Annotated in this window: 15 protein-coding genes and 2 pseudogenes; 8 read left to right on the top strand and 9 right to left on the bottom strand. The window is 59.0% G+C overall.

Features of this window, described 5'->3' with window-relative positions; genetic code table 11:
* Positions 1-32: 32 nt before the first annotated feature.
* Positions 33-797, bottom strand: coding sequence for an SDR family NAD(P)-dependent oxidoreductase (locus AC3EML_RS09295; RefSeq protein ID WP_352522260.1), 765 nt, complete (start codon positions 795-797; stop codon positions 33-35).
* 9 nt (positions 798-806) lie between these two features.
* Complete coding sequence (locus tag AC3EML_RS09290; protein WP_352522259.1) at positions 807-1574, bottom strand: SDR family NAD(P)-dependent oxidoreductase; 768 nt, start codon at positions 1572-1574, stop codon at positions 807-809.
* 330 nt (positions 1575-1904) lie between these two features.
* Here AC3EML_RS09290 and AC3EML_RS09285 point away from each other — a divergent pair, with 330 nt between their 5' ends.
* Positions 1905-2819, top strand: coding sequence for a LysR substrate-binding domain-containing protein (locus AC3EML_RS09285; RefSeq protein WP_352522258.1), 915 nt, complete (start codon positions 1905-1907; stop codon positions 2817-2819).
* Here AC3EML_RS09285 and AC3EML_RS09280 read toward each other — a convergent pair.
* The 4 genes and pseudogenes from AC3EML_RS09280 to AC3EML_RS09265 form a co-directional block, all read right to left on the bottom strand.
* Complete coding sequence (locus AC3EML_RS09280) at positions 2816-4138, bottom strand: NAD(P)/FAD-dependent oxidoreductase (protein ID WP_352522257.1); 1323 nt, start codon at positions 4136-4138, stop codon at positions 2816-2818. The two genes, AC3EML_RS09285 and AC3EML_RS09280, sit on opposite strands and share 4 nt — an antisense overlap.
* Positions 4139-4151: 13 nt before the next feature.
* Entirely contained in the window at positions 4152-5678 is a 1527-nt protein-coding gene (locus AC3EML_RS09275) for an aldehyde dehydrogenase (RefSeq protein ID WP_352522256.1), read from the bottom strand.
* Complete coding sequence (locus AC3EML_RS09270) at positions 5656-6600, bottom strand: dihydrodipicolinate synthase family protein (protein ID WP_488505189.1); 945 nt, start codon at positions 6598-6600, stop codon at positions 5656-5658. The genes AC3EML_RS09275 and AC3EML_RS09270 overlap by 23 nt, the downstream gene beginning before the upstream one ends.
* Before the next feature lie 463 nt (positions 6601-7063).
* Positions 7064-7261: pseudogene (locus tag AC3EML_RS09265) on the bottom strand (transposase); the annotation flags it as partial.
* A 206-nt stretch (positions 7262-7467) separates the two neighbouring features.
* Between AC3EML_RS09265 and gabT the strand changes: the two are divergent.
* The 5 genes from gabT (at position 7468) to AC3EML_RS09240 (ending at position 13857) form a co-directional block, all read left to right on the top strand.
* Complete coding sequence (gene gabT / locus AC3EML_RS09260; RefSeq protein WP_352522255.1) at positions 7468-8763, top strand: 4-aminobutyrate--2-oxoglutarate transaminase; 1296 nt, start codon at positions 7468-7470, stop codon at positions 8761-8763.
* A gap of 362 nt (positions 8764-9125) precedes the next feature.
* The gene (locus AC3EML_RS09255) at positions 9126-10319 is read left to right on the top strand and encodes an SAVED domain-containing protein (protein WP_352522254.1); all 1194 of its coding nucleotides are present in this window, start codon (positions 9126-9128) and stop codon (positions 10317-10319) included.
* A 13-nt stretch (positions 10320-10332) separates the two neighbouring features.
* Positions 10333-11553, top strand: a complete 1221-nt coding sequence (locus AC3EML_RS09250; protein WP_352522253.1) for a nucleotidyltransferase domain-containing protein — start codon at positions 10333-10335, stop codon at positions 11551-11553.
* Positions 11546-13330, top strand: coding sequence for a ThiF family adenylyltransferase (locus AC3EML_RS09245; RefSeq protein WP_352522252.1), 1785 nt, complete (start codon positions 11546-11548; stop codon positions 13328-13330). The genes AC3EML_RS09250 and AC3EML_RS09245 overlap by 8 nt, the downstream gene beginning before the upstream one ends.
* Positions 13327-13857 carry a Mov34/MPN/PAD-1 family protein gene (locus tag AC3EML_RS09240; protein ID WP_352522251.1) on the top strand — a complete coding sequence of 177 codons (531 nt, stop codon included), beginning with the start codon at positions 13327-13329 and terminating at the stop codon, positions 13855-13857. The genes AC3EML_RS09245 and AC3EML_RS09240 overlap by 4 nt, the downstream gene beginning before the upstream one ends.
* Before the next feature lie 272 nt (positions 13858-14129).
* Here the strand turns inward: AC3EML_RS09240 and AC3EML_RS09235 are convergent.
* From AC3EML_RS09235 to AC3EML_RS09225, 3 genes and pseudogenes are all read right to left on the bottom strand, one after another.
* A pseudogene (locus tag AC3EML_RS09235) lies at positions 14130-15297 on the bottom strand (IS256 family transposase).
* Positions 15298-15494: 197 nt separating this feature from the next.
* Positions 15495-17699 carry a N,N-dimethylformamidase beta subunit family domain-containing protein gene (locus AC3EML_RS09230; RefSeq protein ID WP_488505188.1) on the bottom strand — a complete coding sequence of 735 codons (2205 nt, stop codon included), beginning with the start codon at positions 17697-17699 and terminating at the stop codon, positions 15495-15497.
* Positions 17692-17979: a N,N-dimethylformamidase alpha subunit family protein gene (locus AC3EML_RS09225; protein ID WP_488481995.1), complete on the bottom strand. Its 288-nt coding sequence runs from the start codon at positions 17977-17979 to the stop codon at positions 17692-17694. Before AC3EML_RS09225 ends, AC3EML_RS09230 begins: the two co-directional genes overlap by 8 nt.
* Positions 17980-18617: 638 nt before the next feature.
* Here AC3EML_RS09225 and AC3EML_RS09220 point away from each other — a divergent pair.
* Positions 18618-19904 (top strand): ATP-grasp domain-containing protein, encoded by a 1287-nt coding sequence (locus AC3EML_RS09220; protein ID WP_488376740.1) that lies wholly within the window; start codon positions 18618-18620, stop codon positions 19902-19904.
* A gap of 138 nt (positions 19905-20042) precedes the next feature.
* Positions 20043-20306, top strand: coding sequence for an aminotransferase class III-fold pyridoxal phosphate-dependent enzyme (locus tag AC3EML_RS09215; RefSeq protein WP_352522300.1), 264 nt, complete (start codon positions 20043-20045; stop codon positions 20304-20306).
* Positions 20307-20483 lie beyond the last annotated feature (177 nt).

Here is a 20483-nt window from a genome sequence, read left to right as displayed (position 1 = left end):
ATGAAGCCCGGTCAATGGCGGGCTTCTCCTCGTCACGCAATCGGCAGTGGCAACTTCTTGGTGCGTCCCCCATCGATGACGTAGACCTGCCCGGTCACGAAGGAGCTTTCTTCCGAGGCAAGCCAAACGGCAAGGTTTCCGACATCAGTCGGCTCACCAAGACGTCCAACCGGATGCATTGCGAACAGTTCCCTGCGGACACGCGAACCGTCAGCCATGCTGTCGATGTAGATCTCACTGAGGTCAGAATTGATCCAGCCCGGCGCAATGGCATTGCACCGGATACCCTCGTGCCCATGGTCCACGGCGACGGCTGCTGTAAAGCCGTGAATGCCAGCTTTCGAAGCGGAATATGCAGGGTGACCCGGATTAGACGCCAAGCCTTCAATCGAGCCGATGTTAACAATGCTTGCAATGCCTCGCTTGCGAAGATGCGGCATTGCCGCCTTCGTTAACAAAAATGGGGCCTTGAGGTTGATCTTCATCATCTGGTCCCAGTCCGTCTCGGTCATTTCCTCGACGGTCTTCTCGAACATGATCCCGGCGTTGTTGACGAGGATGTCAAGGCCGCCAAATCGCTCGACGACGGCCTGAACGGCCGAAACGATGTGCTCGGAGTTCGCAAGGTCCGCCTTCACGTAAAAGGTGCGATCGTTGAGGATCTCGTCGGGTGGCGGGTTCCTCTGCACAATGGCAACCTTGGCCCCTTCCTCCACGAAACGTCGCGTGATGCCGGCGCCGATGCCACGGCCGCCGCCAGTGATGATGGCAATTCTTCCTGCAAGTCTGTCAGCCATGGGGTGTCCTCAATAGACCGGCTTGGCGCCGTTCACTTCAACGGCCGTGCCGGCGATGTAGCGGGCGGCATCGGAACTCAAGAAATACACCGCATCGGCGATGTCTTCCGGCTCAGCAATGCGCCCGAGCGGAACCGTCTTGTTGAGCTCCGCTATGGCAGTGTCGGGATTGAAGCCGCGCTTGGCGAAGCCCGTGCGCAGCATCGGCGTGTTGACCTCATTTGGACACACCGCGTTGACTCGTATCCGGTCACCGGCATGATCGCGGCCAAGGCACTTCGAGAACGCTGCTACTGCCGCCTTGCTGGTGCAGTAGGCGGGATGCCCGGGTCCGGGATAAAGTCCCCAGCACGATGCGATGTTCACGATCGCGCCGCCGCCGTGGCCCGTCATATGGCCGATCGCCCTTCGGCATGTGTAGAATATCGATGTGAGGTTGATGTCGAACGTCCGCTCCCAATCCTCATCGGTCGTCTCGAGGATATTGCCCCTCGTGATGATCCCCGCATTGTTGACGAGCACGTCCAGCCTGCCTGTGATCTGGATGGAATAGTCGATCAAATCTTCGCAATAAGCCTTGTTCCTGAGGTCGCCGGCCTTGCTCCAGACATTCTGTCCGATTCGATTGAGTTCGGCCTCGAGCTGGTCTAGGCCAGCCTGGTCGGCGTCTCCGGCAATCACATGAAAGCCGTTCGCGACGAACTGCTTGGAGATCGCTTGGCCGATACCTCCCGCCGCGCCTGTGATCACCGCCGTTTTCTTTTCAATGCCAGTCATAGCTCAAGCCATCTCTGAGAGGGGAAGTTAGGCTCATAATCTCTCAACGGCGGGCGAAGACCAGTGGGGCGGCCCTGCAAAAGTCTCACTCCCTTGTTGAGTAGTTGAGCCCAGATATTGCCATGGACATGCTAAGGTGTAGCTGCGTCGGACATGGGCTTGGGCAGCGTCGCAGATCGCGCAGCAGGGTGCGTACCGTTTCCCTATGTTGTGGAGATGGCTCGGGGATCGCAGCCATAGTCCGTCACTTATAAATGATTTGCCGATATCTTGGGGTTCGCTTGCCCAATCTGTCGCGCCGGGCGAATATTGAAGTGTTTGGAGCTTGAGATGGTCCGCCGCTACTATGACCTTCCGTCCCTGACTGCTTTGGCTGTTTTCGAGGCGTCTGCCCGGCACTTGTCATTCAAATTGGCTGCTGCGGAACTGAACGTTACTCCCGGCGCCGTGAGCCGGCAGATCAAGGCGATCGAGGACGAACTCGGAGTTCCGCTGTTTACCCGATTAGGAACCGGTGTGGCGCTGACAAGCGCCGGCGAAGACCTTTACGGCGTGTTGGCTACCGGTTTTTCGCGGGCCGCAGATATCGTCCGAAATGTGAAACACGGTGACCGTTCCAAGAACGTCACGCTGGCATGCACGGACGCCTTCGCGTCAACGTGGCTGATCCCGCGAATGCCGGATTTTTGGACGAGGTACCCGGATATCGCTGTTGACCACCTTATCTCGGACAATCCCCGCGATTACCGCCGCGCCGAGGTCGAATTGCGCATCCGCTACGGGTTCGGATCGTGGTCGAATGAAGATGCTGAGCTCCTTTTCAATGAAACAATCTACCCGGTATGCGGGCCTGGGTTTGCAAGCAGGCACCGCGATGCAACGGCGGAATCCTTGGCCGATCTTCCCCTGCTGCATGTAGATTGGGTGGATCCCGACTGGGCTGGCTGGGACGAGGTCCTCCGACGCGCGGGGGTCTCGAATGGTCCGACCCGCGGTCGGCGCTTCGGCAAGTTCTTCGTTGCGCTTCAGGCAGCTCAGGCCGATCAAGGGGTGGCTGTTGGGTGGCATCGCCTTGTCAAGGCGCAGATTGACGACGGAAAACTCGTCAGACTGACGGATCTCGAGCTCCCAGCCCCTGGCAGCTACTATCTCACATGGTATCAAAATCGTACGCTTTCCCCTGCCGCCCAGAGCCTGCGTAGCTGGATCCGGGAAGTGGCGGCGCAAGAACGAGAAAGCTACTAGAGCTCTCTGCCGGCGCGCTTCTGCATCGCCCACAACTTCATCGGCGCGCCGATCGAAATCAGCGGTTCTGGATAAAGCTGAATCGGGCTTGGCTCTTTCAGGGCGTCTGCAACCATTGGCTCGTTACTGCCAACGGCAAGATCGGCAGCCAGCATCCCGTAGAGGGTGCCCTGAACCGTTCCCAGGCCATTGCAGCATCCGGCAACGAAGACTCTGTCTTCAATCTCGCCGAATGCTGGCGCGGAATTGAGAGAGAGACACAAGTGGCCTCCCCAGCGAAATTCCATCGGTGCTTGACCCAGCATCGGGAAGCGCGACTGGAATGATCGGTCGTGCACGGCGCCGATCCGACGGATCTGCTTCTCACTGGTGGACATGTCCGGATTATAGGTGAAGGTGTTGCGGACGACGATCCGATCGCCGATCCTCCGGATGGTTGATCCCATCGGATCGGCCGGGATCAAGCCCCAATGCGGCTCACCTCCGACCGCTGTCTGTTCGCTCTTGGAAAGCGGCCTCGTCATGCTAGCGTAGGTGAACACGTGCAGCAGGCGATTCTTAAAGTAACCAAAACTTTCGAGATGACCATTGACTGTCAGTATCAACCGCGGCGCGGTGATCTCGCCCTCAGCCGTCTTGGCAGTATGCAGTTTGCCGGTCTGTAAAGATGTGACCGGGGAATTCTCGAATAGCTGCACACGCCTCGACAAGCCTTGGGCGAGTCCACGTATGAAGCCGGCCGGCTGTGCCATTACCGTTCCCGGCGTGAAGGTGCCGCTGAGGAAGAAGTCGGTACCGGTGATTTCCTTCAACTGCGGCCCGTCGAGCCGCTTGAATGGCTCGCCTAGCCCGGTCAGGTGCTTTTCGAATTCGCGCAGGACCGCAACACCGTGATCAGTTGCAGCTCCATGGTACTTGCCGGCTCGAACGAAGTATTTCTGCAACCCGTATTCGTCCGCAGCCGAAGCAGAGAATTCGATCGCGGCCCGGTTCATGCGGATGCGCTTGCGGTCTTGATCCTGCCTTCCGCCGTAATGCTCCCCACCGAGCTCGTGCGGAAGGTCGATCATGAAGCCGGAGTTGCGCCCGGCAGCACCCCAGCCGACGCGCTGAGCGTCTAACACCACTATGCGCTCGTTCGGCACCAGTTGTGAGAGGCGCCGCGCGGCCGCCAAGCCAGCAAATCCAGCTCCTACAATGAGCCAGTCCGCCTTATGACGGCCGCGCAGCACCTCAGGTGCCTTGGGAGGCGGCAGAATACCGTACCAACCGGGCATGGATGTATCCGCAGGCGTGCGGACAGCCTCATAATCGCTCATCGGTGCGACCAGGCTAGTCTACCGAACGAGAGACTTTAGGATCGGAGATGTCCGCCCAGATGGTCTTCAGTTCAGTATATTGGTCATGGGCATGCAATGACTTGTCTCTTCCCCCGAAGCCCGAAAGCTTGAAGCCGCCGAAGGGAGTCGAGACATCCCCTTCGCCGTAGCAGTTGATCGTCACCGTCCCGGCGCGAATGTCCCTTGCGATGCGATGCGCCTTGCCGAGATTGGCGGTAAAGATTGAAGCTGCAAGCCCGTATTGAGTATCGTTAGCGACCCGGAGCGCCTCGTCAGCGTTGGCCACTTTGATTACCGACAGCACTGGACCGAAAATCTCCTCTCGCGCAATCGTCATTTCGGGCGTGACATCGTCGAATACGGTCGGCTCGATGAAATAGCCTTTGCCATGCTTGTGGGCGTTGCCGCCCGTGACGATCCTGGCGCCTTCCGCCCGCCCCTTCTTGATGTAGCCCATGATGCGGTCGAACTGCTCCTTGGACACAATGGCGCCCAGCCGATTGCCCGGATCCAACGGCTCGCCCATGGGCCATTCCTTGAGCTTGTGGAGGACCGTTTCCACCAAGCGGTCCTTGATCTTCTCGTGCACGATCACGCGGGAATTGGACGAGCAGTTCTCGCCCATGTTCCAGAAGACGGCCTGGGTGACATGCTGCGCCACAACATCGAGATTCTCCGCGTCTTCCAGCACGATGCATGGGTTCTTTCCCCCGCATTCGAGCACGATGCGCTTAAGATTGGACTTGGCGGAATATTCCAAGAATTTCCGGCCGACGTCAGTTGAACCGGTGAAGGCAACCATGTCGACATCGGGATGCACGCCGAGTGCCTTGCCGGTCACTTCGCCCGGACCAGTGACGATTTGCAGGACGCCTGATGGCAACCCGGCCTCATGCGCCAGTTCGGCGATCCGCAACGTCGACATGTTGGTCTGCTCGGCCGGCTTGACAATGACGGAGTTGCCCGTCGCAAGTGCCGGACCGATCTTCCAGGCCAGCATGAGGATCGGGAAATTCCAAGGCAGAACGCAGGCGACTACGCCCAGCGGCTGGCGCACGATCATCGACACGACATCGTCGCCCGAAGGTGACGTCTGGCCATAAAGCTTATCGGTGGCTTCCGCATGCCATTCCAAGCAATGCAGGGCTTCGGGGATGTCTATGGTTTCGACGTCGTAGATCGGCTTGCCGCTTTCGAGCGTCTCAAGCACGGCAAGCTCATGGGCGTTGCGTTTTATCAGCTTTACCAGGCGCCGCAGCACGCGCTTGCGCTCGCTCGGATGCGCACGCGACCAAGCGCCCGATTCGAAGGCCAGTCGTGCCTTCTCGACAGCGAGATCGACATCGGCCTGGCCGCAGGAAGCGATCTTGGCGATGACCTGCCCTGTCGCGGGATTGATGGTCTCGAAAGTATCCCCAGATTGTGCCGCCCGCGCTTTGCCGTTAATTACTGCGCTGGTCGGCAGTGGCAGGCTGTCGGCTAGGTTCTGGTACTCATCACGCGTTAATAGCGATGACATTCTCGGAAGCCCTCTTCTGGGATTTTGCAGTGATTGACGCGATGACTGCCTTAAGGGTGCGGATCGTCGACTCGAGTTCCCGCTTCTGTTCGTCGCCGAGTGCCCGCATCGGCAGGCGCACGGGCCCAGCGGGCAATCCAGCCAGCTCGCACCCGAACTTGATGCTCTGGACGAATTTGCCGCCCTGTTCGAGAAGCCTCATCAGTGGCAGAAGCGCCGACATGATCTGCCGGCCCTTGGTGAAGTCCTTCTCGATCACGCAGGCTTCGTACAGCGCGAGGTGCTCTGCCGGCAGGCAGTTGCCGGCGCCACAGACCCACCCTTTTGCGCCCCAGGCGAAGAATTCGAGCGCCTGATCATCCATGCCGCAGAACAGGTCGATATGCGGATAGTCGCGAGCCAAGGCATGCAGCTGGTTCATGCTGCCGCTAAATTCCTTGATGGCACAGAAATTGGAGCTGCGACCGACGCGGTCCAGGAACTCTAGATCCATCATCGTTCCAGTGCGACCGGGGTAGTTGTAGAGCATCACCGGTAGATTGGCGGCCTTGTCGATCGCAAGTGCATGATTGGCAAGTTCGAGCTGCGTGGGAACAGCGTAATACGGCGAGCCGATTAGAATGCCGTCGTACTTGAGGTCCTTTGCAATTAGCCCGTATTCAATGCAGTCGTCGGTGCGAATGGAGCCGACGCCGGCGATCAGGGGCATCTTCCCCTTCACCACGCTCCTCGCAAGCTTAAGCAGGCTAACACGCTCGTCGCGTGACTGGGCGTAGTACTCTCCTGTCGTACCACCAACGATGATACCGTGGACCCCAGTTGAGACCAAGTGCTCGACCATGACGCAGAAGCCTTCACGGTCGATCGATCCGTCCGCATGAAAGGGCGTTGTGACGGGCGGAATAACGCCTTTGAACGACATCTGCCTGACTCCAATTCGGGCTATTGGCCAGTGTTATATGCAAGCTGAGGAGCGGCGGCAGTCGAATTAAATTCACCTGGCAGGGAACTTTTTTGCGGCTCGGGCTGATCGAGCATACCTGCGAGAACCGGCGTATGGCCGCAGCCGCCTGACACGAGCAAGTCGCTCATCGACGGCTACTAACCCTTGGCCAATCGGGGATTATGATGGTACATCGTCTTGGCTCGAGACTGTTGAGAAACTCCAGAAGGTGGTATCGTCACCTCAAATCCGGGGTTTTGTTTGATATCTAGTCACGAGAGCACGCAGTATCGTTCGATTGTCTCGAGCCGCGATCGAAGTACGCTTGAGAGCCTGTTGAAAACAGTCCCATGCCGCGGCGAAGCGTGAGCTCATAACGTGTCATTGGAGCATCGACCAATTCGATGCGTAGCAACTCCGCGAGCGCTCCGCCGGTCGTCGCTTACGGCGACGGTGAAAGGTCGCGCAGGTCGTCCATATTGATGTATCGGTTGGCCTCCATCCAGTTTTCATTGGTCTCGACGGCCAAAGCCCTGACCAAGCGCAGGCAGCTTTCGGTATTGGGGAAGATGCGCACGACATAGGTGCGCCGGCGGATTTCCTCGTTGAGCCGCTCCAGCATGTTGGTGGGTTTGACGTATTACGCAATCTAATCTACCGATCCACCTCGAGGAGCCACTCGAATTAAACTCAATCGGCAAGCTATATTTTTGCCTCTCCGCAAGGTTTAGATACGTGCTAGTCGTCCCTAACCCTTTGATCGTGCGCTGCTAATCGGCGAGTCCAAAAGCTGACGACTAAACGGCCCGCAGCCAAGTAATTTGCCTGTTGGCAAAGGAACAAAACATGAGCGTCACAAACCGTGAACTTGATAGCAGGCGCAGAGCGGCGGTTCCCAGTGGTGTAGCGTGCGCGTTCCCAATATTTGCTGATAGAGCTCTTAACGCAGAGCTTTGGGACGTTGACGGACGACGTTACATCGACTTCGTGGGTGGAATGGGTGCCCTCGCTGTTGGTCATTCGCATCCTGGAATCGTAGCAGCGGTTCGCGATCAGTTGAATCGCTTCACTCACACCTTTTTTGGAACTGCCCCATATGAAGGCTATGTTGCCTTGGCCGAGCGACTAAATGCTCTTGCACCGATGGCTCCAGCCAAGACCCTGCTCGTTACAACAGGCGCGGAAGCAGTCGAGAACGCAGTTAAGATCGCTCGTTACCACACGGGCCGCCGGGGAATTATTGTGTTTAGCGGAAGCTTTCATGGCCGAACGCTCCTGACGCTAGGAATGACAGCCCAAGTAAACCCTTACAAGATGGGTTTTGGTCCATTTCCAGGAGACATTTATCGTGTTCCGTTCCCGTACGCTTATCGCGGAATCAGCACGCAAGACGCCCTGTCAGCCCTCCATGCTCTGTTTGAAACAGAACTCAATGCCTCAGAAGTAGCCGCAATTTTCATTGAGCCGGTGCAGGGCGAAGGTGGATTCCTGCCGGCGTCCTCTGAATTCCTTAAAGCCCTTAGACAGATCTGCGACACTCACGCCATAGTTTTGGTCGCTGATGAGGTCCAGTCGGGTTTCGGACGGACGGGCAGGCTTTTCGCCATAGAAAACTTTGACGTTCAGCCGGATTTGATAGCTGCCGCCAAGAGCCTTGCGGGCGGCCTGCCACTTGCAGCCGTGATCGGCAAGGCCGAGATCATGGACTCGGTTCACCGAGGGGGGCTTGGGGGCACTTACGCGGGTAATCCATTGGCATGCGCAGCCGCACTGGCAGTCCTAGACGTTGTTGAGAACGAAGGATTGCTCACTCGGGCGGAAGAAATCGGTGCGCGCCTACAAGCGGGATTCGAGCGCCTCCGAATTAGAAGCAACCATGCAGAGATCGGCGAGATCCGGAGGCTCGGCGCAATGATTGGCATAGAATTGGTTACGGATAGCGTCAGCCGCGAGCCGGCGACAGATGTCACCGCGAGAATCATCCAAGAAGCCGCTCGAAACGGCCTGCTGCTGGCCTCGGCAGGACGCTTTCACAACGTGATCCGCTTTCTTGTGCCGCTCACAACTTCGAACGACATTTTGGACGAAGCCATATCTATCCTTGGTCGATCAATGGAAGATATGTCTGAACTCCAAGCCTAGCGCGAAGGCGAGGGACGCGGAGGTAACCAGTGGAGCCGCCGACCGCCTCGTAATTCTGATCTGGCGGGTCGGATTCACACCGCCCCCTTTCGGCACAGTTGATCTATGAGTGCTGCGCCGATTTGGCAGCGCCCTGTCGTCGGGAAGCACGCCTTGGAGATCGGGCGCCCAAAGTTGTGTGCCCGGAAGCGAATGTTGTGTTCCTCCGACGCCGACCCAAGGTACGTCCCCTGTATTGAGGCAGGGCAACGTAAATTCGCTACTCGGCGCGCCGAGTAGCGGAGGAATAACTGGGGTTTCGCGGCTGGCTCAGGCTTGCCGCAAACAAACGAAGCGCAACATCAACCGCGAGACGAAAAAACATGAGTCTGGTTGCAGAACTCGAGATGAAAGATCGGGTGCCAGCAGAGCCGCGTCGCGGACGTCGGCGACCGCTACCCGACAAGGTCAAGAACATCGTATGGGGCCGCGCTGCGGGACGGTGTCAATATGCGGGATGCAATGCCCTATTGATCGGCGACGAGGTGTCGGGAGCTGTCAACGCTAACGCGGCTTATATCGGGCACATCATTGCGGACTCGGAGGATGGGCCGCGAGGCGATCCGATTCAATCACCGAAACTTGCCCAGGAGCCGGATAACCTGATGCTCGTCTGCGACCGTCACCACCGCGTTTTCGATCGCGAGATGGTTGCTGAGCATCCCGCCGATCTCTTGATGGCAATGAAGCGTCGCCACGAAGACCGAATCCGGACGGTCACAGCCATCGACGAGGATATGAGCAGTCATGTCATTCGATACGCTGCGAAGATCGGGACCAACGAATCTCCCGTGGCCAAAGGCGACCTCAAATGGTCGATGATCCCGGATCGCTATCCGCTTGACGACGGCTGGATAGATCTCGATCTCGCGACGCTCGATCTATCCGATCACGAACCGGATTTCTGGCGCATACAGATCCGCAACCTGCGGGCCGGCTTCGCCGAGAAAGTTCGTGGGCGGATGGAGCGGCAGGAAATCCGTCGCCTAACAGTGTTCGGATTGGCGCCGATCCCGCTCCTGATCGAGTTAGGGCGTCTGATCTCCGACATCGCAACTGCAGACGTCCGGCAGTTGCTGCGCAGCCCCAAGGGCTGGAGGTGGGACCCGAACGCTCCGCCGCTCAAGTTCAACGTCCTGCGGCCGTCCGGTCTGGCCGGAAAGGTCGCGCTGAAGCTGGCGGTCAGCGCACCCGTCGTAGACGATCGGATCCACGCAGTGCTCGGCAACGATGCGGCGATCTGGTCCATCACGGCCGACGGCGCTCATAATGACATCATGCGCAGCCAGGCTGATCTGGCCGAGTTCGCGCGTCTTTTCAGAACAACGCTGGATGCCATAAAGATCGCCCATGGCGAGAACACGATGGTACACGTGTTTCCCGCCGTTCCAATTTCCGCGGCTGTCGAAGCTGGTCGCGCTTGGCAGCCGAAGGCGCACCCCGCTCTCAAGATCTACGATCAAAACAAGAAGCTCGGCGGCTTCATTTTCGCCCATGAACTTGGACACGCCAGCTAATCAGGAGTTTTTTATGAACATGCATTTGAGCCCGACGATCACCCCAGAGGCTGACGAAGTTCTCGAAAACCTCGCCAAAGAACTCGAGATTCCCGAACATCGATACGAACAGGCGGAGACGAGCTACAAATCGCTGGGTGACTGGCTCAACCGACCGGAGTCGACAATTCGGAAATACGGGCCCCAAGTCCACGTCCAGGGGTCGTTCGGTCTCGGCACCGTCACGCCACCGCTCACCGCGGACGAGCACTACGACATCGATGCCGTCTGCGAGTTTCAGCGCCTGACGAAAAACGATACCACGCAGGCCAATCTAAAGCGCCTGCTCGAAATCGAGATGAGGCTGTACGCCCGCAGCAAGAAAATGATCAAGCCGTTGGAGGAGCATCGCCGCTGCTGGAGGCAGCCGTACGCGGACGAAGCTCAATTCCACATGGACGTCACGCCCGGAATTCCGAGTGGCGGCGAACTGACCCAACTCCTGAAAACGCGCGGCTTCGATGTTTCGCTCGCCGAGACCGCGATTTCGATCACCGACAACCGCCACCCGCACTACCAGATTATCGCGGCCGATTGGCAGCGTTCGAATCCACGCGGCTATCTGAAATGGTTTCTGACACGCATGGCCAAAGCCTACGAAAAGCGCAAGAATGAGCTTCTTCAGAAAGGCGTGAGGGCCGGCACTGAACCGATTCCGGACTACCGGATCCGCACCGCGTTGCAGTACGCAATCATGATCCTGAAGCGCCATCGCGACATCATGTACACCGACCGCAGCGACGACGACAAGCCGATCTCGATCATCCTGACGACGCTCGCCGCCCACTCCTACGACGGAGAGGAGAAGATCGCTGAGGCGCTGTTCGTGATCCTGACGAAGATGGACAGCTTCATCGGTACCGCGGCGGACGGCAGCCGTCTCATCGCCAATCCCAGCGATCCGCTGGAGAACTTCGCCGACAAGTGGAAGGAGCATCCAAAGCGGGAGAAAGAATTCCACAACTGGCTGCGAAAGGCCCGCGCCGACTTCACGGCGTTGGCGCAGTTGTCGAACAAGGAACTGATCACCGAGCAACTTGCCAAGGGCGTTGGTGTCGGCATTGCGGACCAGACGCGGCGACGTTCGGCCGCTCGGCTCAGTACACCGGCCCTGCTGACCGCCGGTCTCGTCCGCAGCGAGGCGCAGGCGCGGAATTCGGCCGTCCGGATCGAGGGAGATCGCCGGAATGCCTGAGGGTGTCGACCCTCTCGCTCAGCGCTTCAACTCAGCCGTCAACGTCGTTGAATCATGCTGGCAGCAAGCTGGCTTGCGCCCGCTAAGGCTCGACGCCAGACAACTCGCTAGCTACGGGGGGCGCTTCCCCATCGGCTGGCGATTCGACTGCGACTTTTTCGATCGGCGGCGCCGGCTCGACGTTCTGGTGACCGCGGCCTTTCCCTTTGCGCCCGCGCGGATCGCGCTGGTCGACCGTCCTTCCTTTTTGACTTGGCCCCATGTCGAACGCGACGGCGTGCTCTGTCTGGTGCCGGATCACGCCACGTTTCCCATCGACGATCCGTACGCTGGAATCGCCGAACTGCTTGAGATGACGTTCGATCTGATCGAAGCGCTGATCCGCGGCGAGCGCAAGGGCGACTTCCGAAGCGAGTTTCTCACATATTGGCATCATGCAGGACGCGGACGGGCCCGGACCATCCTGTCGCTGATCGAACCCGCGCCGCCATCGCGGATCGTCAGGATCTGGGAATGCGCACGAAGAACTATCATCGCCGACAATGACGACACGTTGCGCGATTGGCTTCGCAATTTCGCTCCGGCAATCCCCGCAGCCGAGCTCCGCTTCAATAGCGGCTTGCTGGTCTGGATGGACGTCGTCCTGCTGCCGTCCGAATATCCTTCCTCGGCGAAGGACGTCCACGATATCGCCGCCCGCGCCGGCATCGCCGACCATCTCGACGAACTTGCCCGCGAGATGCGTCAACAGCTGATCGTGATGCTGGGCTCGAGAACCGAGAACGGGCCGGCGCTCGCAACCACGGTCGTCAATCGACCGAAGATCGTTCGTGGATCGGATCCGCTGATCGCCGGGTTTCGCCCCTCGTGCGTGCCCTATAACGTGCTGCACGCCCGACTGTTCGGGGGAAATGCCGCCGAGCGCACCTTGGTCGAACGCGTCGATCCGACATGGGTCCATGGGCGCGACCGCGATCCGCGGATTCCCACGCTGCGCGGGGCGACCGTCGCCGTTCTCGGATGCGGATCAGTCGGCGGACCGGTTGCGATGACGCTTGCCCGAGCCGGCGTCGGCAAGGTCATCCTCGTCGACAAGCAGACCTTCACGGGCGCCAATGTCGGCAGACACCCTCTCGGAGTCGGCTCGGTCGGCGCAGCCAAGACAATCGAACTCGCGAAGCGTATCCGCTCGGACCTTCCGCACATCAATGTGGAGTGTCATAACTCGCTCGTGCAGGACCTTCTGCTTCGCGCCGACTGTCCCCTCGCCGGTGTCGACCTCATCGTCTCGGCACTTGGCGATTGGCCGAGCGAATCCCTTCTCGACGAATGGCAGGCTGTCCAAAAAACGCGACGCTTTCCGATCGTTTACGGTTGGACGGAGCCGCATGCCGCCGCCGGACACGCGATCGTCATCTCCGGCGTCGAAGACCGCTTGCGCGACGGGCTGGATGCCACTGGATTGCCGCACCTCGTCGCCACGCGCTGGGCACAGGAAACCCGGCGGTACGAGCCCGCCTGTGGAGCGGCGTTCGATCCCTACGGCCCTGTCGAGTTGGGGTTCATCACCTCGATGGTCGCGCAGACCACACTCGACGCCCTTCTCGGTCAGGCTCCATCGGCTACACATCGCATCTGGCTCGCGCGCCGCACCTTCGTTGAAGCTGCGGGAGGCGCATGGAGCGACGAACTGCGAGCCATCGCTCCGCAAGCGCTCGACGGCGCAACCATGGTCGAAAGACGATGGAGCCGGGCCGCGAAGGATCTGGCGGCGTGATCTCCTTCGACATTGGACAATCGGGACAATCGCTCGCGTTTAGTGACAGCGTTCTGGAGCACTTCAACCAACACCGTCAAACCCGCTTTTGGCACAAGGAGGCCGGTGGACTGCTATTTGCACGATTTCAGCTTCCGGTGATCGACATCGACGTTGCTACCGGCCCGAGGTGCGGAGATCGACGGACCCGCTATTCTTATCGGCCCGACGAGCGGGCCGAACAGCGTGAGGTCAATGACATGTTTTCGCGAGGGCGGCATTTCGTAGGCTGCTGGCATACGCACCCAGAGGATATCGCATCGCCTTCGTGTATCGACCGCCGAAACATCGCCGATTCCGTGCGCCGCTCCTACCACGCGTTGAATGGCTTCATCATGGTGATCGTCGGCAGGAATCCAATTCCGGACGGAATGTGCGTTTCTGTGTGCGACAAATCTTCCGTCTACGAGTTGGCATTTTCGCGAAACGCCGCGGCGATCGATTCTTCATTGACTTCATCTACCCGCAGCTTGGCGCACCTTGAATGAAGCTCGGCAGATCTCGAATGCAGATGGCAGAGATATAAACCGAACGACAAACCTCCACCTAGAGCAATAGCCGTTCGTCACTGGCGAGTGTGTTCTTGCGAGGCTCAGTAGCGTATTTTTTCCGGTGCCACGCGGGCCGCGCCATAAGGGCCAGTGTTCCCTTCTGACAAGAGCTTCAGTGCACTAACCATGCCCTCCAATAATATTTGGCGAAAGCTCGCGCCGGGGTTGTGTGCGTCAAGTTCTGCAAAATGGGGCAGCCATGATGCTGGTCATGCGGCTTGGCGCAGCGCGAGCTTCTTGTGCTCGCGCAGGTCGTCCATGTTGATGTATCGGTTGGCCTCCATCCAGTTTTCATTGGTCTCGACGGCCAAGGCCCTGACCAGGCGCAGGCAGCTTTCGGTATTGGGGAAGATGCGCACGACATAGGTGCGCCGGCGGATTTCCTCGTTGAGCCGCTCCAGCATGTTGGTGGATTTGAGATGCTTGTGGTGCTGTCTCGGCAGCCTGAAGAAGGTCAGGGTTTGTTCGATGGCATCCTCGGCCCAGCCTGTCAGGCGCGGATAGCGTGCCGACCATTTTGCAAGCCATGCGGCAAGATCAGCCCTGGCCTCTGCGAGATCGCGCCGGTCGTAGAGCCAGCGCAATTCCTGCAGGCAGTCGTCGCCGTGCTTCCTCGGCAGATGATCGAGCGCGTTCCTGAGGAAGTGCACGTAGCAGCGTTGCCAGGCGGCTTCGGGGATCACCTCGCCGGTCGCTGCCACCAGGCCGGCGTGATCGTCGGACACAACCAACTCGACGCCCTTGAGGCCGCGCGCCTTGAGGCCGACGAGGAAGTCCCTCCAGGCCGAGCGGCTCTCGCGATTGGCCATCTCCACGGCCAGGATCTGGCGCCTTCCGTCCCAGTCGATACCGACCGCGATCAGCACCGCCTGGCTCATGACAACACCGGCTTCACGCACCTTCTCGTAGCGCGCATCGAGGATGAGGTAAGGAAACGGCTCTTGAAGGGGGCACCTGGCAAAGGCAGCGAGGCTCTCGTCCAGCCGCTTGTTGATGGCCGAGATCGACGAGGCCGAGAAGGCATGGCCGCACAGTTCTTCCGTGATCGCCTTCACCTTGCGGGTCGACACGCCCTGCACATACATCTCCGCCAGTGTCGCCACCAAGGCCCGCTCGGAACGCTGGTAGCGCTCGAACAGCTCGGTGGAGAAGCGCCCGGCCCGGTCCTGCGGAACCCGCAGCTCGAGCTTGCCGACCCGCGTCACAAGGGTACGGCCGTAATAGCCCGAGCGATAGCCAAGCCGTTCGGGCGTGCGCTCGCTCCTGGAGGCACCCAGCGCCTCGTCCATCACGGAGCACTTCGTGCAATCCATCCGGGTTCGAAAGCAAAATGTCTTTGACGGCAGCGCTGGCGGTCTTAACTTCAGTCTTGGTCATGGTGGCGTTCCTTCGCGGGAATCAGGTGACGTGAACAATCACCAGCCTGCCATGACCGCCCCCTCTCAGCGAATTTGCAGAACTCTCAGCACACTACCTCGTCAGAGGCGGCTCATCGAACGCGATCTGGCACCCGAAGGGTCATGAGAGGTTGACAATTAGGCTACCAGATATCTGCCTTAAGCGGCTGCCGCGATTCAGTCAGGCATTTGGAAGGGTGTCGGATCGCGAAAGCGGCGTAACACGTTCTCAGATATGCGTGCGACATTGTTGAGATAGCCGGCGTGCGGGAGGCAACTGCCCCAAGCTATCGAGCCTACAGAAAAGATCGCGCCGCCTGCGGGTGTCTCAAAGAATGTCATATCCGCACGAATGGGCTCCCTTGGGGCATCATTCCATAGTCTGGTGAAATAGTTAAGGCCACCAAGTATGCGCGCGTAAGAACTGCCGTGCTGCTCGGAAGCGGCTACCACGAGTGCGTGACGTGGTGTACCGAGCTCCTCATTGACCACATCGATCTCGAGCCCGGCGGCTCCACCGATGATGCCGAAATCGCCAATGACATCTTCTGTTACCCCCTCGAAAATGAAACGAGCTCGGGCATCGTCACTGACGGCGAGACGACGATAATAACTACCCCGATCGAAAGCTTCTGTCAGATATCCCACGCCTACCAGCGATTGTTCGGGTCTGCCTAAGTCCGGCCACATGCCGCAGAGGCGGCCAGTAAAACTGCTATGGGCTTCGCCAGCACCAAAGCGGCCGTTTCCTGAATGGCGCCGCCTGAATTCAACCAGGCCTTTTCGTTTAGGATGATAATCGATCGCACTGGTAAACCCGTTCCCGCCGAGGTACATGAGCCGTCCACCTCGATTGAGAAAGTCATCGAGGGCTTGCAACATCGGCAGCGACCAATATTCAGGATGACTCCCGGTAATAAGTACCCGACATTTGTCCAGTGCTGCCAAGCCCTCGCGGTCGAGGTCCTCGTCCGTCAGTGTCTGGTGATCCGGAGCCACGCGGGCGAGCCAGCCTAGCAAACAAAGGTCAATCTGGAAATTCCAAAGCCATCCTCCAGGCTGGAGATTCACCACCGGACGTCGCAGCGAGCCAATGCACCGCTCGCTGCCATCCTCGTGCGGATCGTAGAGCGACTTACCAATGCCCGGGTGTTCGAAAGCCAGCAGATCGAGCGGCGTGTACGAGGATGCGATGCAACCGAGGTTATACTCGTTCGTTTGCCGCTGCATGGTCAAGTTCGCGTAGCACGCATATGTTGCAGTCGGTGCCAGAAAAGCAACATCGCTGGTGGCGTCGGCAGACTGTCGTACAAAAAACGGAACAAAAAACTCTGCATCCGCGCCGCGCAGACGCGCGGCGTAGCAGCCGCTGGGCCAATCGGTCGGCACGGTAAGCCTCAGGTCTTCCTGCCAGCCGGGGGTTTCAATATCGTCGTGGTGGAAGTGAGCCGCGCCGTACTGCTCAGGCGCGCGGCGCCAATCCATCGTTGGGCTTTCCCAAGCCGATCCCTGGACAGCGCGGGTGGGCTGATTGATGCACACGCCGTCGTGACCAGAGCCTGATTCATCTGGAACAACTTCTGATACTGGCTCGCCCATCAAATTCCAATCGCCCAGACAGGGCCAATTCAAAGGTTCAGTCGGTTTGCGTGATGCCAAATCGCTGAGTTGTTCGAGCGACAGTGCCGCAGCCAGAATCCGGGGGCGCTCGATTTTGCCATTAAAATGGTGGCAAGGAAATCCGTCGCCATCCCGCTCGGCGGCTATTAGAAGGCGGCCATCGCCATTCGCGGGCGGCTCTACGTCATCTACAGTAAGCCAATTCGCGCCAACATGGTCATGCGTCCCGGAAGCGAGGCGATGGACCACAACCAACAAATGTCGGCGCTCGGCATCATAGCTCAGAGCAACGAAACTCCAGAGCCACAGAGGTAAGGGGCGATCCAGGCGGTAGATCCGCGGCTCGACTGTATTTCGGAGGATTGCCGCCAGGCAGCCGTCTGCCTCCAGACGCAATGCTACTCCCCCACGGGGGGTCAGAGTACTGAGCAGGCAACGTGGCTGGCCGGCTATAAGGGTCGGCATGACGTAGGCACAAACCGTTACCGATCCAAGATCCGCCAACCGCTGCGATCCATCCACCTTGATGTAGGAGCCAGCGCAAATGGGTTGCTCGCGTCCTGGATAACGCTTGGCCTCCCGAACCGGCATGACGGGCGGCTGGAACGGTGGCATCTCCGGTCCGGCATCGAAGCCAAGGAGCCGCACGAAATCGCAGTCGAAGCTGTCGAGTTTCATGCAACTGACTGCGAAAGAGATCGTCTCGCCAGGTTTAACGCTGTCGCGATCGGCATAAGCGAGAATCGCTGGACGATCAGACATCATTGCCTCCCTCCTGAATTGGGAGCGCACCGATGAGGTGTTGCCAACGCTCCTTGAAAACCCAGCGCTCAACATCCTCGCGCGATTGAAAACGCGCGGGGGCCGTTTCGGCCACCCGCAAGGGTATGTCAAGTGACCACCGCGCAGCGCGCCACTCGCTATAGGGCCGTGTCATAATGGCTATCCATTTGCCAGCTAGCGGCTGTGAGCGCATGACGTCCAGAATGAGACGCAGCTCGGCGCTGTGGCGACCAAAAGGCGCGACCAAGAACTCGCCCACCAGGTCAGAACGCGCGGCAAACCCCGCCAAGGCAGATCGAGCCGCCGCCGTACCGGCACTCTCAGGCGGGCACTCCCATTGAGACTTTACGAACTTAGCGCTCGAACAGTCGATCGTCACAGCGGCCTCCTGGCATAGCGTGGCAATTCTTGGACCCGCGCATTTGTGAACCCTCGATGCTGACAAAATTTTCCGGTAACCTAAAATGAACTCGATCGCCTAGCCGGCTAAAGAGCTCATCGTTGTTGTTGCTTTAGTCGCCGAGGCGTCAGGAGCACCATCGTCTCGATAACGGCACGAAATAACATCTGCAGCGCCAAACACCAGCGCTATCGAACTGCAAAAATATCACCTCGCACCTGAGTCAACAAACAAACCCGGACCACCTTTTTTAGACCTCCGTCGAGCCAGTTCCGATCTCGTGGACCGGCCAGCAGCTGGCGCGACTAACGGCGCGATCGCGCGCGGCTTCATTGCCGCTACTTGCAACAAAACCTTCAAAAAAGTTTGCAGGATCTTCGCGCCCGCAAATCACCGACACTGCTATTGTCACAGCCAAGTCTGAGGTCGTCACGGCTAAACAACCGGGTGGCGACAGGCGCTGACCACACAATACGCAAAGGTAGGCTCAACAACCAATGGCAACGAGAGCACTCATTCTGGTCGAAGGCGATCCAACGGGTACTGGTCTCCTCTACATCCAAGCGGCCCAGCGTCTTGGTCTTCATCCAATTACGCTGTCGGCTGATCCAGCTCGGTACGAGTATCTGGCGGCAGAAAAGTACGAGGCAATCCGTGTCGATACAGACAATCTCGATGCGCTGATCCGTGAATGTTCCCGTCTAGGGGCCACTTATGACGTTGCTGGAATTACGTCCTCCCTGGAGGCGTTCTACGCGACAATTGGCAAGCTCTGCCAGTATTTCGATCTACCGGGACCGAACCCCACATCGATTGAACGATGCTGCGAAAAATTCAGTCAACGTCAGCTCCTTGCGGAGGCCGGCGTTCCAGTACCTGCGTATCGCTTGGCAGCGAATGCGGCGGGCGTGCAAAGCTCTGCCGCGGAGATCGGCCTGCCGGTGATTCTTAAGCCGGCCGTGGGCGCAGGAAGCTGCGGTGTCCGATTGTGCCGCAACGCCGATGAGGTGGCCGAACATACGACCTATCTGTTGGGCGGGAAGCACATATGGCGGTCGTCGCCAAGGATGCTGGTTGAAGAATTCGCCGGAGGCCCCCAGTATAATCTTGAAGTAATGGGAAATGAGGTCATTGGGGTTGCCGCCGCTGACTACGGGCCACCGCATTTCGTCTGTCGTGAGCACATCTATCCGGCCCTGCTGACCGATGACGAGCATGAGCGGATCGCCGATGTTTCGCTGAGCTGTTTGCGAGCTCTCGGCCTTGGTTGGGGGCCAGCGAACATTGAACTCCGGTGGACGGAGCGTGGTCCAGTCGTCATTGAAGTCAATCCGCGTCTTGCGGGTTCGCCCGTTCCTCAACTGGTTCAGGCTGCTTACGGTGTTGATCTCGTTTCCGAGCACATCAAGCTTGTCATCGGGGAGCAATGGAATTTGCGCAAAAGGCGCTCGCACACTGCGGCCGCGCGGTACCTAATTCCCGATTGCGATGGCACTCTCGATTGGATCGATGGCGACAGCAGGGCGGCTGCTATATCGGGTGTCGCCGAGGTCAAATTTTTTGTTGAAGCCAAGACGCTGATCATCAGGAAAGGCGATTACCGAGACCGGATCGGTCAAATCCTCGCCGCTTCCCCCAGCCGTGCTCTGACCGAGGCGACACTTCAGCGTGCCGTCGACTTAATCGACTGGTCCATCACACCATTTCCGACCGTTGGCGAACAGGAACAGTCCCTGGGCCCAACCCTCTCTGCTCCAGCGTCGGCGGCGCCCGATGAAAGATGATCGTTGTCAAGCCCGTTAGAGTTAGCAAACGGACAGCGCACCAACGGAGGGAGCGGCCATGACCACGCTAGGGCAAATCTCACTGACGAAGCTGGCAGCCGATCTAACGCGTGTTTGTACAAGGGAGTGTATTGCAGCATGATGGCACGATCGAGCGCAGAACTCCACGCGAGACGTGAGCGCGCGCTGCCGCGCGGCGTTGCATGTGCGTTTCCGGTATGCGCGGAGCGCGCCCAAGGCGCGGAGATTTGGGACACGGAGGGGCGCCGGTATATCGATTTCATCGGCGGCATGGGCGCGCTTGCGGTCGGACATTCGCATCCGCAGGTGGCTGATGCAGTCAGAACGCAGTTGCAGCGCTTCACCCATACCTTCTTCGGCAGCATTCCTTATGGCGGCTAGGTGCGGCTCGCCGAACGCCTCAAGAGCGCCTTGCGTGTGACGCGGATAACCCGGCATGTTCCTCAAGTAGATCCCAGGAGGTTGCGAGCGATAGACGGATGTGGGCTGAGATCGAATGCTCCGCCACGGACGCCACGTCCGCTTGAACGAGAAGATAGCGTAGAAACCGCACGGTCG

This window comes from Mesorhizobium sp. P170090, assembly GCF_057786115.1.
This window is presented reverse-complemented; position numbering and strand designations above follow the sequence as displayed.